The sequence below is a fragment of the Lactonifactor longoviformis DSM 17459 genome, assembly GCF_900129135.1.
In the GTDB taxonomy this organism is placed as follows: Bacteria; Bacillota; Clostridia; order Lachnospirales; family Lachnospiraceae; genus Lactonifactor; species Lactonifactor longoviformis.
In genome coordinates this window covers 144,859-163,684 of the sequence record NZ_FQVI01000007.1, presented here as the reverse complement: position 1 = coordinate 163,684, position 18,826 = coordinate 144,859, and the positions used below count along the sequence as shown (strand labels likewise).

At 47.2% G+C, this 18,826-nt stretch carries 10 protein-coding genes; 3 read left to right on the top strand and 7 right to left on the bottom strand.

The annotated features are described in order from the left end of the window. Positions 1-88 precede the first annotated feature (88 nt). Entirely contained in the window at positions 89-2,182 is a 2,094-nt protein-coding gene (locus tag BUA56_RS09035) for an elongation factor G (RefSeq protein WP_072851072.1), read from the bottom strand. 322 nt (positions 2,183-2,504) lie between these two features. On the opposite strand from BUA56_RS09035, the gene aroF reads away from it, so the two are divergent. Genes aroF through aroA form a run of 3 tightly spaced genes read left to right on the top strand, consistent with a single transcriptional unit; the run spans position 2,505 to position 5,917 of the window. Continuing rightward, the gene (gene aroF, locus BUA56_RS09030) at positions 2,505-3,518 is read left to right on the top strand and encodes a 3-deoxy-7-phosphoheptulonate synthase (protein ID WP_072851070.1); all 1,014 of its coding nucleotides are present in this window, start codon (positions 2,505-2,507) and stop codon (positions 3,516-3,518) included. Then, positions 3,518-4,615 carry a prephenate dehydrogenase gene (locus BUA56_RS09025; protein WP_072851068.1) on the top strand — a complete coding sequence of 366 codons (1,098 nt, stop codon included), beginning with the start codon at positions 3,518-3,520 and terminating at the stop codon, positions 4,613-4,615. Before aroF ends, BUA56_RS09025 begins: the two co-directional genes overlap by 1 nt. Before the next feature lie 21 nt (positions 4,616-4,636). Further along, the gene (gene aroA, locus BUA56_RS09020) at positions 4,637-5,917 is read left to right on the top strand and encodes a 3-phosphoshikimate 1-carboxyvinyltransferase (RefSeq protein WP_072851066.1); all 1,281 of its coding nucleotides are present in this window, start codon (positions 4,637-4,639) and stop codon (positions 5,915-5,917) included. Between the two features lie 6 nt (positions 5,918-5,923). Here the strand turns inward: aroA and BUA56_RS09015 are convergent, their stop codons facing one another. The 6 genes from BUA56_RS09015 to BUA56_RS08990 form a co-directional block, all read right to left on the bottom strand. Then, positions 5,924-9,370: a GGDEF/HDGYP domain-containing response regulator gene (locus tag BUA56_RS09015; protein ID WP_139249480.1), complete on the bottom strand. Its 3,447-nt coding sequence runs from the start codon at positions 9,368-9,370 to the stop codon at positions 5,924-5,926. A gap of 47 nt (positions 9,371-9,417) precedes the next feature. Beyond that, the gene (locus BUA56_RS09010; protein ID WP_084067802.1) at positions 9,418-14,061 is read right to left on the bottom strand and encodes a hybrid sensor histidine kinase/response regulator; all 4,644 of its coding nucleotides are present in this window, start codon (positions 14,059-14,061) and stop codon (positions 9,418-9,420) included. A gap of 153 nt (positions 14,062-14,214) precedes the next feature. Then, complete coding sequence (locus tag BUA56_RS09005) at positions 14,215-14,982, bottom strand: SDR family NAD(P)-dependent oxidoreductase (protein ID WP_072851062.1); 768 nt, start codon at positions 14,980-14,982, stop codon at positions 14,215-14,217. A 144-nt stretch (positions 14,983-15,126) separates the two neighbouring features. Then, positions 15,127-17,124, bottom strand: coding sequence for an oxidoreductase (locus tag BUA56_RS09000; RefSeq protein ID WP_072851060.1), 1,998 nt, complete (start codon positions 17,122-17,124; stop codon positions 15,127-15,129). Between the two features lie 118 nt (positions 17,125-17,242). Beyond that, positions 17,243-18,037 carry a MerR family transcriptional regulator gene (locus BUA56_RS08995; RefSeq protein WP_072851058.1) on the bottom strand — a complete coding sequence of 265 codons (795 nt, stop codon included), beginning with the start codon at positions 18,035-18,037 and terminating at the stop codon, positions 17,243-17,245. A 52-nt stretch (positions 18,038-18,089) separates the two neighbouring features. Next, positions 18,090-18,653, bottom strand: coding sequence for a TetR/AcrR family transcriptional regulator (locus BUA56_RS08990; protein WP_072851108.1), 564 nt, complete (start codon positions 18,651-18,653; stop codon positions 18,090-18,092). Between the last annotated feature and the right edge of the window lie 173 nt (positions 18,654-18,826).

The window sequence follows — 18,826 nt, the reverse complement described above, 5'->3', positions numbered from 1 at the left end:
CGGTTTTCGAAAAAAAGAAGGCAATCCTCTTCACAGAAGCCGGACTGCCTTCTCTTGCCCTTTCTTTAAAACAGCTTTTTAACCTGCATTAGTTATCTTCAGAATCTGTCAGATGGCTGGCTCTTGCTTCAATTTCCTTCTCCTGAATGTCGGAGGGAGCCTGCTCATAGCGGGCAAATTCATAGGAGAAGTCCCCGCTTCCGCCGGTCATGGATCTGAGATCTGTGGAATATCCATAGATGGACAGCATCGGCACATCTGCCTCAATCACCTGATTGCCGTTTTTATCCGGATTCATCCCCAGCACACGGCCTCTTCTCTTGTTGAGATCACCCATGACATCACCGGTAAATCTGTCGGGAACCGTTACCTTCATGGATACAATAGGCTCCAGAAGAACAGGAGATGCGTCCATAAATCCTTTTTTAAATGCCATGATGGTTGCCATCTTAAATGCCATCTCCGAAGAGTCTACGGTGTGATAAGAGCCGTCATACAGAATTGCTTTCACTCCCACAACAGGATAAGCGGCAAGAGGACCCTTCAGCACACATTCCTGCATACCTTTTTCCACTGCCGGGAAGTAATTCTTGGGAACTGCGCCTCCCACAACGATCTGTTCAAATACGAACGGAGTCTCCAGGTCTCCCGACGGTTCAAATTTCATCTTAACATGCCCGTACTGGCCGTGACCGCCGGACTGCTTTTTATACTTGCCTTCCACATCCGACATCTTTCGGATGGTTTCCCTGAAAGGTACTTTCGGCTTGGTAAGCTCGATCTCTACCCTGTACTGTTCTTTCAATTTACTCTGAATTATGTCCAGATGCTGGTCACCCATACCATAGAGAAGCGTCTGGCGATTGGCCGAATCATTCACAACCCTCATCGTAAGATCTTCCTGCATCATTTTGCCGAAGGCCTGGGAGATCTTATCCACATCCCCCTTATTCTTTGCTTTATAGCGTTTGTATGTGTACGGCACAGAGATCTCGGGTTTGCCGTATACCACGGGGGTTGCCTTGGTTGCCAGTGAGTCCCCGGTAACTAATGTATTAGCTTTGCCGATAGCGCCGATGTCTCCGGCATGAAGCTCCGGAACCTCAATGGGTTTATTGCCTTCCAGTACATATAATTTATTCAGTTTCTCTTCGGCGTCTTTTTCCACGTTATAGAGCGTGTCGTCTGATTTGATAACCCCTGAACACACTTTAATCAGAGAGTATTTTCCGATGAACGGGTCTACAATTGTTTTAAACACTCTGGCGGTTTTTGCTTTGGCAAAATCGTAATTCGCCTCATAGATTTCGTTGTTCTTCTTATTGATGCCTGCAACCTCTCTCTGATCGGGGCCCGGGAAGTATCCGCAGATATCGTCCAGCAGATTAGACACCCCCTGCAGATTAATGGTGGAACCCATACATACAGGTACAATGCTTCCGTCGCATACATTCATCTTCAGAGCTGCGGAAATCTCTGCAATGGAGAATTCTTCCCCGCCAAAATACCGGTCCATAAACTCTTCACTGATCTCTGCCACAGATTCCATCAGTGTTTCCCTGTATTTGTCCAGGTATTCCTGAGAGTAATCGGGCACCGGGCACTCTGTTTTCTTATCTTTTTCAACATAGCGCCTTCCGGCCTGTTTTACTACGTTTACATATCCTACAAATTTGCCGTCTTCACGGATCGGGAAGTGTATCGGTGCAATCTTCTTGCCGTAAAGTTCTGTCAGATCCTCAACTACCTGGCGGTAGCTGACATCATCTACATCCATTTCCGTTACAAAGAACATACGGGGAAGTTTATATTTTTCACATAAGTCCCACGCTTTTTGGGTTCCAACCTGAACCCCTGACTTTCCGGACACTACAATAATGGCAGCACCTGCAGCACTTACCGCTTCTTCCACTTCTCCCACAAAGTCAAAATATCCGGGGGTATCCAGAATATTAACTTTATTCTTGCCCCACACAATGGGCACTAATGATGTAGAAATGGAAAAATGACGTTTGATTTCTTCTTTATCAAAATCGCTGACAGTATTGCCATCGTCTACCTTCCCAAGGCGGTTTGTAATTCCTGACAGGTAAGCCATTGCCTCTGTTAAACTAGTCTTTCCGGCGCCTCCATGACCCAGCAGGACCACATTTCTTATTCGGTCTGTTCTAAAAACGTCCATATGTAATACCTCCCATTTATTAATATGTGTATATTTTACTAAAAAAAATGAGATAATTCAAGTAATTTATTCACTTTTAACAATGAATATTCGATTTTCTTTCAGAATCTTCTTTATATATCTTCGCTTTAAAGCGCAACGCTTTAAAGCAATAAATCGTTGACAATTACCGACACTTGCTTTACAATAAGAAAAGCGGTCAGAAATGACTCTTACACCTAAATGACTGCCGTACGATGAGACCGTGCGGACACCCGCGGGACCCCTGTCGCTGACCGTCCCGGGGGAAGTAAATGAATGGAACTAAAGGGAGATATGAACTATGATTATCGTTATGAAACCAAACGCTACGGATTCGGCCATCAATGACGTCATACAGAGAGTTCAGGAAAATGGCCTGGAAACCCACCTGTCAAAAGGAAAACAAGTTACTATCATCGGATGTGTGGGAGACAAGACACGTCTGGCAGACAAAAATATAGAGATCATGCCCTATGTAGACAAGCTTGTCCCGGTCACAGAGAGCTATAAACTGACAAATAAGAAGTTTCATCCCTCTCCTACTTCGGTATCTGTGGACGGATGGGCTATCGGCCCGGAAACCCTCACAATCATGGCAGGTCCCTGCGCAGTGGAGACAGAAGAACAGCTTCTTGCCATCGCACATGCGGTAAAGGAATCGGGGGCCCAGTTTGTCAGGGGCGGTGCTTACAAGCCCAGAACCAGCCCCTACTCGTTCCAGGGACTGGAGGAAGAGGGCCTGAAATATATGCAGACGGCAAAAAAAGAAACCGGACTGCGCACCATCTGTGAAGTGATCAGTGAAGATGCTATTAATGCCGCCGTAAAGTATGTGGATATGATACAGATCGGAGCACGCAACATGCAGAACTTTCAGCTGCTGAAGGAAGCCGGAAAGTCCGGGCTGCCGGTACTTTTAAAGAGAGGACTCGCCGCCACCATTGACGAGTGGCTGAACGCTGCGGAATATATCATTGCAGAGGGCAATCCCAATGTAGTTCTCTGCGAGAGAGGAATCCGTACCTTTGAGACTGCTACCAGAAATACGCTGGACATCAGTGCGGTGCCTGTATTAAAGGAAAAAACCCACCTTCCGGTCATTGTAGATCCCAGCCATGCGACCGGGGTATACAGCTATGTGCCGCCTCTGGCAAAAGCTGCCGTAGCCTGCGGAGCCGACGGACTAATGATTGAAGTGCACAACGATCCGGCACATGCCATGTCAGATGGCCCCCAGTCCCTCACCTTTGAGAACTTCCGGGAGCTTTCCGCGGAATTACAGCCCTATGTTTCGCTTGCGGGGAGGAAACTGTAATGGAACCCGCAGCTGCCGGCTTTATCGGCCTGGGACTGATCGGAGGATCCATTGCAAAAGCGCTGAAAAAGTTTTATCCCCAGTGCAGAATCTATGCCTATGACAAAGATGAGCTGTCCCTGAAAAAGGCCGAGGAAGAAGGCATCGTAGATGTCATCTGCCGGGAACAGGACGCAGGTATCAGTGAGTGCTCCATTATCTTCCTGTGTGCCCCTGTTTCCGCAAATATTTCTTACCTGAGGAGCCTGAAATCGATCCTTCGTCCGGAATGCATTCTCACGGATGTAGGCAGTGTAAAAGGAGACATTCACAAAGTTGTGAAGGCACTGAAGCTGGAGGAGTATTTTATCGGAGGCCATCCCATGGCCGGATCTGAAAAGTCAGGATACCAGAATTCTTCGGATCACCTGATAGAGAATGCCTATTTTATCCTAACACCCTCAGAGGGCGTAAGCCTTCAGAAGATCAGCGATTATTCTGAATTGGTGAACTCACTGGGCGCTATTCCCATGATTCTCACCTGGGAGGAGCATGATTATATCACAGCAGCAATCAGCCACCTTCCCCACGTTGTGGCATCGTCTCTGGTGAATCTTGTGGAACATCTGGATTCCTCTGATGAGCATATGAAAATGATTGCCGCAGGAGGTTTCAAAGATATTACGAGAATTGCCTCTTCTTCCCCTGTTATGTGGGAGCAGATCTGCCTTACCAATCAGGATAACATCTCCAGGGTACTGGATGAATATATCCGCATGATAGTACAGGCGAAATATCTAATCGATCAGGGAGACAGCGATGGTCTTTACCAGATGTTTTCGAATTCCAGAGACTACAGGAATTCTTTGGATTCCTCCCCTCTGGGTCCCATCAAAAAGGCTTATATTCTCTACTGTGATATTGTGGATGAGACCGGTGCCATTGCCACCATCGCAACAACTCTGGCTATGAATCAGATTAGTATTAAAAATATTGGTATTGTACACAACAGGGAGTTTGAAGAAGGAGTTCTCAAGATTGAATTTTATCAGGAAGACGCCATGATCAGTGCGGCGGAACTCCTGAGAAAACGTAATTATATCATTTATGAACGATAATTTTGTACTTAGGAGGGACTTATGAATATCAAGAAACTTACCTCTCCGCTTCGGGGAGAATTGAATGTCCCGGGAGATAAATCCATTTCCCACAGAGCCATAATGCTGGGGGCAATATCAATGGGCACTACCTCTGTCACAAACTTTCTTCAGGGGGCAGACTGCCTTTCTACCATCTCCTGTTTCCGCAAAATGGGAATATCTATAGAGACGGAACAGGAAGAGATTCTGGTGAAGGGGAAAGGACTGCACGGTCTTTCCAGACCTGACACAGTTTTAGACGTGGGGAACAGCGGAACCACCACCCGTCTTCTGGCCGGCATATTGGCCGGCCAGAAGTTTGACAGTGATCTCACTGGGGATGAATCCATACAATCCCGGCCAATGAAAAGGATTATTCGCCCCCTCGCGCAGATGGGAGCCGGTATAACCAGCGTCCGCGGCAATGGATGTGCTCCTCTTCATATAGAAGGACGCTCCTTAAAGGGAATCCATTATGACTCTCCTGTGGCATCTGCTCAGGTGAAATCCTGTGTGCTTCTTGCGGGACTTTATGCGGATGATATTACCAGTGTCACTGAGCCTTATCTCTCCAGAAATCATTCAGAGATTATGCTGGATTACTTTGGAGCCACCCTCACCGCGGAGGATACCACAGTAACCATCTATCCGGATCCCATTCTGGAAGGCCAGAAAGTATCTGTTCCCGGAGATATCTCATCCGCCGCCTATTTTATCGGAGCCGCCCTTCTGATACCAGGGTCAGAGATATTGATCCGCAATGTAGGGGTGAATCCTACCCGAAACGGCATCCTGCGGGTGTGTGAAAAAATGGGCGCGGATATCACGCTTATGAATGTATCTGCGGAGGAAGGTGAGCCCACTGCCGATATCCTGGTACGGCACAGTCGTCTGCACGGCATTACCATAGACGGTTCCATCATCCCCTCCCTGATCGACGAGATTCCTGTGATTGCGGTTCTGGCCGCGTTTGCCCAGGGTGAAACTGTAATAAGGGATGCGCAGGAATTAAAAGTAAAGGAATCCAACCGTATTGATGTAGTGGTCAGCAATCTAAAGGCCATGGGAGCAGATGTCACGGCAACAGATGACGGTATGATAATCCGGGGAGGACAGCCTTTAACAGGCACCCTTATTGATACAAAAAGAGACCATCGGATCGCCATGGCCTTTGCAGTGGCCGGACTGGCGGCAAAGGGAGAGACACAGCTTCTGAACGGAGAGTGTGTCACCATCTCTTACCCCGGGTTCTATCAAGATCTGGCCGCGCTCTCCAGATAAACTAATTTAGATATATCCGTCCTTCTCAGCGGGAAGAGAGTGCTGTATTCCACTCCCCTCCCGTTTTTCATTGAGAAATACTGACAGCATCTTTGCAATAAAGCTAAGCGCATAAATCTGATCCTTCAGCCAGAATCTTTTTATTTTACAGTCGTCAAAGCCTACAAATCCCGCGAATGCCCCATTTCTTCTGATTTCGCACTGCAGCAGGGACTGAATCCCCTGTGCTTTGAACATCTCCCGGTACCTCTCAGACAGCTGTTCCACATCAGGACAGTAAAACACTCCCTCCTCGTTAAACAGGGACATATAGTGCTCCCGTCCCCCAAGATTATCATACGAATAGTTCTGAAGTTTGTCCTTCTGAGATTCTATCCCTTCATTGCACCATTCAAAGGTATTGCTGGTGCTTCTTCCGTCCCTGCTGTCCTCAAAAATATAGGTGCGGCTTGCCGCAAATTCTCTTCCTACCATTTTCAGAATACAGGCAATCGCATCTTCCGGGGCAACGGATTCGTATAAAATGGTAAACGCATCTTCAATCAGACGGTACATCACCTGTGCCGGCGCTGTCTCTGATTCGATCAAAGTGTTGACCGTCGGCTTAACGGCCGGCATATTAAAGGGACAGTTCAAAATAGCAGGGGAATAAAATGAATATGTATTTTTACCTCTTTTTTTCGCATCATACAGAGCCACATCACTGTGATGGAATAAGGTTTCAAAGTCTGTACCGTCCTCTGGATAGATCCCAATGCCTACGCTGCAGGAAGGCGTATAGGATATGGCATTTTCACGAAACAGCCGGTGGGATGCCTCAATAATCTTACGAGCCCTTATACTTGCTGCCTTTTGGGGGGCATTTTCCATAAAAATCAGAAACTCATCTCCGCCTATGCGGCAGATAATATCCAGATCCCGAAACAGCTGAAGTAGTTCTCCGGCAAATTCCTGAAGCACAACATCACCGAACATATGCCCATAGGTATCGTTGATCATCTTAAAATTATCCAAATCAATGATCATCATAGCGGCCGAAGTGCCTTTTGCCTTGTCATTGAGAAGCTCTTCAATTCGTTTCCTTCCTGAGCCTTTATTATAAAGCTTTGTCAGTCCGTCCCTTTGCGCCTCATCCAAAAGGATCTGGGAAGCACGCTTTTCCTCATCAATATCTGTGACTACTCCCACCGTCTTAAAGGGGCGGCCTGCGCTGTCAAACTGGGCAGCTGCCCGTATTTTGCACCACCGGTACCTGCCGCCTGCATCTGCCACCCGGAATTCTATCTCGGAGTAAGGAATACCGCTTTTCATATCGTGAATCAGCTGGGTGAAACAGGTCTGATCTTTTGGATGTAAGTGAGGGGCTTTTGGAATTTTCTTTGTTGCCCCCTCCCTGACCGGCTGATAACCAAATTTCTTTTCCCAGTTATTTGAATAGGAGACCGTATCATGTTCTATATCCCACTCAAAAATAATGTCATTGGACCGTTCCATAATAATCTGATGACGCTCCAGGGTGAGGCGCAGCTCTTCCTGTGCTTTTTTCAGCTGGGTAATGTCAACCAGAACATAAAGGAAATACTCTTCTTCCCCGGTTCTGCTCATCAGGCATCGTTTGTCCAGGACCCACAAAGTGGATCCGTCTTTTGCAGTGATACGGTATTCCAGTTCAGCAAAGTTACCTTTTTTCAGCTGTTCCTGTATCTTTGTATGTACCATATCCCTGTCTTTGGGATATATAAAGTTAAGATACCTGTTCTGAAACTGGTTTTGTATCTCCTCCTCTGTGTATCCCAGGAGTTCCTTCAGACCGCTGTTCATCTGAAGAATCGTAAACCATTTATCATTTTTACAGGTCTGCACACCTCCCAGAAGGCTGTCCAGTATACCCACTGAAAACAGCTTATCCCTCTTCCTCTCGTCTCTGGGCAGCTCTGTTTCTTCCGCAGCACGTTTGTCCCAGATAATCATTGCCTTCCTGCTGTATGGATTATTGACTTCAATGCGTACAAGTGTAACCATGCACCAATAGTAAGCTTCATCTGCTGAGCTGTATATCCTGCAATTCACGCTGCTTTTTCTCAGGCCGTTTACAAAGAAATCCTCCATCTCTCTTCCAAAAAAAGAAAGCAGCTGCTTTTGTTCTTCCGGGTGGACAGATTCCTGAATAAAATGCAGAATCGAATTCTCAAACCGTTTGCCTGTTTTCAGTGTCTCAAACTCTCTGCCGGAGGTATATACCACATGGTACACACCATTGTCCATATCCACTTCCATAACCGTGGCATCTGTATACTGAAGCATTGCAAAATATTTAAGCTGCCCCATCTGTAAGGTCTCTTCCCGTGAAAACAGGACCGGGGAAATTGTTTTAATATCCGCAGTTTTAGGCGTATGCCCGTCAGCATACTCCCTGGTACACTCCTCAAAAAGGCCTTTAACATTCTTCAGACATTCCAGCAGCCTGGGGGAAAATGTCCCGCACTCCCCGTTCAAAATCATATTGAACGCGTGCTCCGGAGAGATTGCCTTCTTATATACCCGGTCAGTAGTCAATGCGTCATAACAGTCCGCAATGCCTACCACCTGGGCACAGATGGGAATACTGTCTCCCCTGAGCCCGTCCGGATATCCCTTACCGTCCCACCTCTCATGGTGGTAACGGCAGATATTGTACGCGTACTGCAGATACTCCTTATCACTCATCCCGTTCAGATTCGCCAGCATCTCACACCCTTTTGTTGTGTGGGTCTTCATCACAGAAAACTCCTCCTGCGTTAACCTGCCAGGCTTATTCAATATTTTATCGGGGATAGCAATCTTCCCAATGTCATGCATAGAAGAGGCGCTGACGATAATCTCAATATTTCTCTCATTCAGTCCGAACTCAGGATACGAGTATGCCACATTCTCCAGAAGTATTTTTGTGAAGATACGGATTCTCTGTATGTGCTGTCCGGTCTCCACACTTCGGTATTCAATGATGGAGGAAAGAGCATCTATCATAATTGCATTGGATTCCCTCAGTTTCGCTGCCTGTTCCTCAATCAGCTCCTGCTGATTCAGCCGGTGAAGTGTCAGTTCAATGACATTTTGAACTCTTCGTTTTACCACATAAGGTTCAAAAGGCTTCATAATAATGTCAGAAGCGCCCAGATCAAAGGCTTTCACCTCGTTTTCTGTGGAATCCTCCGCAGTAATCACAATCACAGGAAGCTCCTCCAGAAGATGTTTCCTGGCCAGTTCTTCCATTACCTTATACCCATCCATCACCGGCATAACCAGATCCAACAGAATGATTACAATGCTGGAATGATACTGTCTTGCAAGAATCACAGCCTGTTCTCCATCCTCAGCCTCTAAAAGATTATAGTCATCCTCAAATATATTTCTGAGGATTGCCCGATTCAATTCCATATCATCAACAATTAATATAGTATCTTTTTTATTCATTCTTTTGTTCCCGGGGGTCTGCCCGCGCTCCTTTATCTCATCTCTCTTCAGCAAGCCCTTGCGTTCAAAGCCTTCCTCAGCTCTGCCTTCAGCCTTTCAACATCAATTGGCTTCGCAACATGGGCATTCATGCCGGCATCGGCGGATGCCCTGACATCTTCCGCAAATGCATTTGCTGTCATAGCAATAATGGGGATTTTTTCTGCATCCGGGTGTTTCAGGCCCCGAATGACACGGGTCGCCTCGTAACCGTTCATCTTGGGCATCTGTATATCCATAAGGATAGCATCATAGGTATGTGGAGGTGCCTCACAAAAGGCCTTCACTACCTGTTCTCCATCCTTTTTAACTTCAGAATCCGCTCCATAAATCCGGAGAAGCTCACATAAAATCTCGGCATTAATTGCATTATCCTCTGCCACCAGAAACAGCCTGCCGGCGAATTCCCTGTCAACGTCTCCCCCAGCCTCCTTAGCCCAGCTTCTCACATCTTCTCTGCCATCCGTCGGCTTTGCGCACTCACATTCCAGCTCCACCTGGAATACCGTCCCCTCACAAGGCCTGCTCCTCACAGAAATCTTACCATGCATCAGCTCCACAAGCCCCTTAGCAATGCTAAGCCCAAGGCCTGTCCCTTCAATATGCAAAGTATTCGGACTTCTGGTAAATGGCTCAAATAAATGGGCCATAAATTCTTCAGACATACCAAGCCCGGTATCACTTACAGTAAACCGATAGCGCACTTTGCCGGGCGCCGCGTTCTGCAGCTCCTCTGTCAGAAAGTCTACTGTTCCGCCTTCCGGGGTGAACTTGACTGCATTGCTCAGTATATTAAGCAAAATCTGATTCAGGCGCAGAGCATCCCCATAAAAGCCATCATGGCAGATCCCCTCCGTCCGTGCAGCGAAATTCAGTCCCCCGTCCCTTGCCTGGGGCGCCATGATGGAGGTCAGTTCTTCCACCAATTGGGATATGGATATCCTCATGCAGTTCATGGTGATCTGGGATCGCTCTATCTTACTCATATCCAAAATATCATTCACCAGGCTGAGCAAATGTTTGGAGGAGATTGTTATCTTCTTCAGACAGTCGGCAACTCTCTCCTTCTCATCTAAATGGGCCACTGCAAGTGCAGTCATTCCCATAATAGCATTCATAGGCGTACGGATGTCATGGCTCATGGCTGACAAGAATTCGCTTTTTGCCTGATTTGCCTCTTTGGCCAAAACCAGCGCATTCTCCAGTTCCCGCTTTGCTCTTCTCTCCGCCGCAAGCATGTCTGTCACATCAGCCCTCACAAGGCATAAGGTTCTGTGATTTACATCTCCCCACATAACATTGAGCTGCTTATACCGTTCCTCCTTGTCCCTGCGGTAAGAAAACAGAAAATCATATCCTGCAGGTTTTTCCCTGAGACGCTCCAGGATTGTAGAAATTTGGAATTGCTCTCTGGTATATTTCCAATTTTCCTCCGGAACATAATGTTCTGTGAATCTTTCGATTGCCTCATCGTAATGCTCCAGAATATAGGGCGATAAGTTTTGCAGTACCGTCTCTCTGGTATGGAGTGTCAGCCTCCGGCTGCTCAGATCGATGAATCCGGCAAGTTCAAAGGTATAGGCAATCACGCGGAGCAGTCCCTGCTGTTCCCGGATAGAATCTGTAATGTCTGTTCTTGACAGACACACCCTGCCAAGCCTGAGATCGATTGCGGAAACCGTCATATTTTTTGTGCATATGTCTCCGTTTTCATCTGTAATTGAGAATGCAAAGGTGTAAGATCCTTCTTTTTTCAGACGCTGTGCCATCCTGCCTGGCTCCAGTGCGTCCCTGTATGTATCCTTGTCCCTGGGGACAATTTTTTCCGCTGCCATATAGGAAACCCGTTCTGAGTGGAACCCCTGTCTGGGCGGTAGGCAGCGGGCATTTTCACTGCTGGATAAAACCGTATAAGTGTTCCGCAGCAGATCAACATCCATGACGCAGTCGTATCCCGTAACAGACAATCTGCCAAGTATCATCTCCCTGATTCTCTGTTCCGTAATGTCAGTGACGGTCAGTATGCCTGTCACATCCCCTGTATCGGGGGTAGAAACCAGTGTCATCTTGATCTGGACGTGCCGGCCTCTCTTTTCTTTTGGAAATCTCAGGAAGCAGATCATTTTCTGTTCCAGTTCTCCTCTTTCAAATGCTTCCAGCGCGGGTTTGTTCAGATAGGTTTCCAAAAATTGCTGCTTTTGTCCGGGTTCCTCCACAAGACCGGAAATACCGGTAAAAAACTGTTCACGATCACTGCCGAAATTTTTCAGTAAATCAGAATCTGTATAATCGATGATCTCCAGAATTTTACTCTTCGTAACGTTACAGTGTCCTATAATCAGAGCATCGGGATCCGGGGTGCGGTAATGCTGCAGGAGAAGTTCTTTGTACTGTGTCCGGAATTTCTCCTGCTCCTCCCGTTCTTTGGTCATGTCATGATACACTGCATAAACACGCCTTTCACCGCCTTCATTCTGGATCACTGACAAACTGTTTTTTACCCATACATAACCGTCCCGCCCCTTTTTCAGCCGGTAGACGATCTCCCAGTGGGCTGCACCGCTGACAAGGTAAGACGCCATCTGCTCCCTCACAAAAACCTTGTCTTCCGGATGTACCCCCTCCATAGCGTCCTGCCGGTAAAGATCCCAGGCTTCTTCCAGCGTCATCCCGGTCATAACGGCAAAACCGTCCGAAAGAAATTCCGGCGTCATGGTTCCGTCTTTCTCGTAACGGACCACAGCAACACCGCCGGGAAGATTTTTCACCACTGTCTGGAAATACTGTTCCAAACGTTCCTTTTCTCTGCGGATAGTTACTTCCTCTGTGATATCACGGACAAATTTAATATAGGCCGGTATCCCATTCCAGACTGTCTCCCGGAACCGGGTGCTGTAATAACTTCCCGTCCCGTCCACATTCATCTCATGCTCTTCTCCGCTGGCTGTATGTGTCTTAAGGGTACAGAATTCACAAGGCTGGTTCTTTCCGTGAAGGGCCGTAAAACATTTCTGTCCGAGAATGTTTCCTCCTCTGGCAAACAGACTTTTGGATTCATTGGCATAGAGGAGATCATAATTCTCTTTTCCAATCACGTATATACCGTCTGCCATCTCATTGGCAATATTTTGAAACAAATGCGTCTCTGCAGACATCCCGGTATAAACAGCATAAAATCTTGTGGATTCTGAGAGGGGCCCCATGCGGCGCCCATTCAGATGTATCCAGATTAGATTTCCGTCCTTATGGCGCATGCGGTAATAGACATCCATACTCTCCCCGGTCGCAAGGGCGGCACGCGCCGCTGTCAAAACCCTTTCCCTGTCCGCATCATAGATAACGGCAAGGGCGTCCCGGCATACCAGTTCTCTGTATTCTTCCCGCGTATGGCCGGAGAGAGCTGCCACCCCGTCAGAGAAAAAGGTCGGCAGAAAGCGGCCGCCTTCCACCCTGTAGCTCGCGATTCCCCCTGGGATGGAATTGACCAGGTGATCCATCTCCAGCTGGGCCTCTTTAAGGTCTGAAATATTGTGAAACACACAGTGAAGAAGAGGAAATCCCTCATCTTCTCCGATCCATTTTATCCTTACCCGGACCCAGACAATATGACCGTCTCTGTGCTGCTTGCGGAACTCAAAGTTAGTAACCCCCCGGCTCTGAATTACCTCCCTTGCCCTGGATACCACCATAGCAGTATCCTCCCGATAGGTCATAGCTGCCGCATCTTGTTTTATCAGTTCCTCGTATTCTTCCACTGTATATCCAGACAGCTCCGGTACACCATCCGAAAAATAAACAGTTTCAAATATATCTGAAACCTTGTAAATAGCAACGCCTCCCGGAATTGCATTGATAATATCCTGCATTTTTTCATTTGCCTGTTTCAAATCCTGCTCCAGCCGGATCTTTTCATTCACATCACTGTATAGGACATACAGAAGCTTTGTTCCGTCGTCCTGGGCTTTCGCTGAGCCGTCCAGCTGAATCCAACGGTATTTTTTTAGAGTATCATTCCAGACACGGTAGGTATGCTGAAGGACCCCCTCCTCTGCAATCATTTTTCGGACCTTCTCCTCCAAGAGAGGCCGGTCATCCGGATGTACCCCCAGATATGCCGTCTCGCTCTCAACAGAACGGATATGCGCAGGGGAATACCCCAGGATTTTATAAAAAGCAGGGTTATGAAACACTGGTAAGATTTTTTCTCCGGTAAACCGATACACACTCAAACCGCAGGGAATATTGCTGAAGGTTTTTTTCAGTTCTTTTTTCAGCGCTTCCGATTCCTCTTCTTCTTTTTTCTTTTCTGTAATATCTATGATATATTCAATATGGGCCGGCCTGCCGTCCCAATCGATCTGCTTTCCGCTGAGCTGATAGATCCGGTGATTCCCCAGATGTTGGAATTCCCGGACAAAAAGCTCTGTGCGGCTCATTTGTTCTGCACGGCAAAAAGGACAGGGTTCGTCGAATCCTGCCAGGTAATAGCAGGTATTCACCTGCCTGTCTGGTTTCCGAAAAAATAACTTCTTAGCCATGCGATTGGCAAAAAGCAGCTCCCAATTGTCGACTGCACTGACATAAACAGCTACCGGCATATTGTCCAATACAGCCGCCGTCTGCTCCCTGGATAGAGGGCTGTCCTGTATCATATGATTCCCCCCTTAGATATGATTCAGTTACTTTTAAGGCCATTGCATTTTTCTGGTTCTGGTAATAACTCTGTCCTATAGGTATCGTTTAATTTTAGCACAGAAACAGAATAGGCGCAATAAAAAAGGTCGCAGCCCTCAGGCTGCAACCGATTAACCCACAAAGCCTCCGTCCACGGAGATAACGGCACCTGTAATATAGGAACTCATATCACTGGCCAGAAATAAGAATGCATTGGCAATATCCTGAGGCTTTCCAAGGATTTGAAGCGGAATACCGCTGGCCAGGGATTTTACAGTGTTTTGATCCAGCGCCGCAACCATATCCGTTTCAATGATTCCGGGAGCCACTGCGTTAACCCGGATACCGTCTTTACCCAATTCCCGTGCAAGAGATTTGGTCAGTCCGTTTACAGCAAACTTGCTGGTAGGATAAGCACTTCCGATACGCTGGGCATACAGACTGACCATAGAGCTGGTGTTTAATATTACACCTTTCTTCTTATCCCGCATAATGGGAGCCACAGCCTTAGACATTTCAAAGACAGAACGTAAATTAATGGTCATAACATCGTTAAAATGATCCCGTTCATAATCGTAAATAGAGCAATTGTCGCTGACTCCCGCGTTGTTGATCAGCACATCAATGCCGCCGAACTCTCTTTTGATTTCGGAAACTGTTTTTTCAATTTCTTCCGGATTAGAAAGATCGGGGTGATACCCCCTTACCGTATAAGAAGGGTTGATGACGGCCAGTTTCTCCAGAGCCTGTGCAACGGTTTCCTCCCGGGAACCGAAAAGGGCGACTTTAGAACCCTGGGCTAAGAAAGCCTGAACGGTTTCAAAGCCAATGCCGCGGGTGCCCCCTGTCACAATTACTACCTTGTCCTTGAGTGATGAAAATACGTTTCCGTTTTGCATAAGATAAAACTCCTTTTTGTTTTATGTTACCACAGGAGACCCCCAGGGCACAAAGAATTCGCCGTACCCCCATATATAGAAATCATAGGGGCACAAGTTCCGGGAATCAGTCAAGCTGTCCTGACTGCCAGGCAGCAGTTCTTCTTAAAGATTTCTCGCAAGCTCATAGGCATTCCAGACCGCATACATAATATTGCTGACCTGTTCTGCATCTCCCAGAAGATGTACAAACGGCATCTCCTCTCTCACCTGTTCGTAAAGGCTCTTTTCTGATGCATACCCTACCGCACAGATTACAGTATCAGCAGCTATTGCCTTCTCTCCCTGAGGCGTTGTTACGGCACAGCCCTCTGCCGATTTGCCCGTGACGCAGCTTCCGGTCAGGATCTCTACACCGTGGTAAGCAAGCAGGTCTCTGAGCATATCACTGTTAGCGGAGCAAAGAGGACCGCCTACACTTAAGATGTCAGGCTGCAGCTCCACAATGGTAACCTTTGTTCCCTTCTCCTTTTTCAGCCAGAGAGCCGTCTCACAGCCAACCAGACCCCCTCCGATAATAATGGTGGAAGTGCCGGGTTCTCTTTTACCGGTCAGAACCTCTTCTGCCGCCAGCAGTTCTGCTCCCGGAACCGACAGCATCTTTGGCTTAGAGCCGGTAGCAAGGATAATTTCATCTGCAGGAGACTGTCTCAGTTCCTCTGGGGAAACGGCAGTATTTACCCGTACGTGTACACCCAGCATTTTTAGCTGCAGTTCATACCAGCGGATCAGTGCATGGTCATCCTCCTTAAAGGAAGGTGCACCTCCGGGAATCAGATTGCCGCCCAGGTTTGAAGATTTCTCAAATAAAGTAACTTCATGGCCCCGGAGTGCACTGACTCTTGCAGCCTCCATACCGGCAACACCGCCCCCTACAATCCATATTTGTTTTTTATGCAGGGCAGGCGCTATGCCGTACTCATTTTCCCTGCCGCAGGCAGGATTCACTGCGCAGGAAATCTGTGCATAGGCTGCCAGTCTGCCCATACATCCCTCCTGGCAGGACAGACATGGGCGCACCTGCCGGAATTCCCCCCGCATAATTTTGTTGGGGATATCCGGATCCGCCAGGAGCGGCCTTCCCAGAGCAATCATGTCTGTCTGTTTGTTTCTCACCGCATCGCTGGCCAGATCGGGATTTTCCATACGCCCTGCTGTGATCACCGGAATGTCCACTGCCTGTTTGAGGATCTCATTATAAGGCAGATACATTCCCTTCTCATGATACATAGGGGGATGGTTCCAGTACCAGGAATCATAAGTTCCCACATCCGCATTCAGGGCATCATATCCCGCTTCTGCCAGAATTCTTGCAGCTTCCTTTCCCTCCTCGATATCGCGTCCGGCCTCTGTGAATTCTTCCCCGGGAAGTCCGCCCTTTCTCCAGTCTTTTACGAAGCTTTTCAGACTGTATCTGAGAGAGACCGGATAGTCCGCTCCGCAGGCTTCCTTTATCGCCTGGACAATCTCTATAGCGAAACGCAGCCTGTTAACCAGAGATCCGCCATATTCATCTGTTCTGTGGTTATAAAAGGAAATAGCAAACTGATCGATGAGATATCCCTCATGGACAGCATGGATCTCTACCCCATCAAATCCTGCTTTTTTACAGATTGCTGCCGCTTCCGCAAACTTTTTCACATATGTATGAATTTCCTCCACGGTTAGTTCCCTGCAGATGACGTCATCCAGAAACCGATGGGGAATCGGGGACGGCGCAACAGCTACTTTTCCTACAATGCTGGGTATACTGACGCGTCCGAATCCTCCGGAAAGCTGTGAGAAAATCTTCGCTCCATATGCGTGTACTCTCTCTGTCATTGGTTTTGCCGTTTTGATAAAATTAAGGGGATTGATGGTGGGACATGGCATGGATGGCATAACGCATTTTTCTATGTCATTTTCCACATACGTGACCCCGGTCATAATCAGGCCGGTACCGCCCTGTGCCCTCCTTACGTAATATTCCACCCCTTTTTGATTATAACATCCCTGCTCATCACAGAGACCTCCCGGTCCCATAGGAGCCATAACATACCGGTTTTTTATCTTTATCTTTCCTATGCTCACAGGCTCAAACAGAATCTTATGCTTTTCTTCCATTTTAAATCATCCCTCACTATATATGCAGAGTAATTAGTTGCAAAAAGACTGGATCCATCTCTATCATTTACTATAGCACATAAAGTTCCTTTACCTGCAAGCTTTAATTGAGAATTCTTTAACAAATGGGAAGCCATAGTTCTACATAGGTGTGAAGATGCTGTCCCTCCTCAACTTCTACCAGGAGAATCTTTCCCCAGGAAGTTCCTTCTAAATGAAATCCTCTCTCCTCCAGATAGGCTAAGGGCTTTTCAAAGCATTTCTGAGGTGCAAATGCAAAATCCTCTTCCGCCTTTACAATGGTATGGACACAGGATGCTGACGGAATTTCTTTTTTGTCCAGATCCGTACAAAGAAGCTCTTCACTGGAGCTCTTGGCAGATACCAGATAACCAAACACGGCTTCATCTCCTTCTGCCTTTTGAAGTGCCAGACAGACATTCGGCATATCTTTTACCCATTTCTGGGCTTCCATCTGTTTTTTTCTGTCTTTTGGAAGCCAGCCACCCGCTCTGTCCTGAACAAAAATGACAGCCGGCGATTTGTCAAATTCGTACTTGCCCGCAAGGCCCTCAATAAGCTCCATACTGCGCAGATGCTGTTCTATCTGGGATGCCAGTTTCCGGTAGAATTCTGCCTTCTCCAGGGCTTTGTCTTTTGCCTTCTCTACTCTCCCTTTTATTACTCTCCAGTCATTTTCCCTGCCGCTGAACTGTGTAATAATCTGCTTCATGGGAATCTCCATGGAGCGGTACTTCATATAGGACAGCAGACGGAATACATCTTCCTCATCATAATACCGGTGACCGTTTTTCTCTTTTCCGGCATTGATAAGCTGCTCCTTTTCAAAATAGCGGATCGCACTGGTGGTAATCCCCAGCATCTTCGCTATGTCAGTAATACCGTAGTGCATATTCTTACCTCCCCAGCTAAAGCTGCTTTAGCTGTTGTCTCCGCACAGCCTGTTACAGTATGGGCTGAATCACTGCCAGATACCATCCTGCCAGTTCCTCCGGGGACTGTTTCAGCCCATTTCGAATCCACCACTGCACCATGGTGACAAAACTCCCCGAGATATGATTCAGCAAAAATTCCTCCGGAACCTTTGTATTCGTTCTCTCTATACGACTGAGCAGACACTTCTCCACAAGCTGATTCAGATATTGCTTGAAATAGAATAAAAAAATCTCTCCGCTTTCACTGTTTAAGATCCCCGTAATGTTTCTCTTATTATCCCTGAGATGATAAAGGATATGAGTAATCACCACATCCGGCCCTCCCTGTGTCAGAGAAAAGTCATGGGTGCTCTCCATTCCCAGATGCTCTGAGAATACATGTCCGAACAAATCCGTACACATCTCTCCCAGCAGTTCATCCTTCGTCTGAAAATGCGCATAGAACGTGCTCCGCCCTACATTTGCCTCATCAATTATCTCCTGCACCGTTATCTTTGTATAGCTTTTTTGGGAAAGCAGCGTACCGAATGCTGTAAAAATGGCATCTCTGGATTTTTGCTGTCTTCTGTCCATAGGCATCCTTTCCTGTACAAAAACGTCGTAATGTTCGGTATCATACAGGCAGGCAGCATTGTTCATTGATTGGTTTGTCTGTCCTGACTTATAATAATATCAAACATATTGTACTATATCATATAAAGTGTACTCTATAATTCCTAAAAAAACAAGGCTAATAAAGGAGGCCG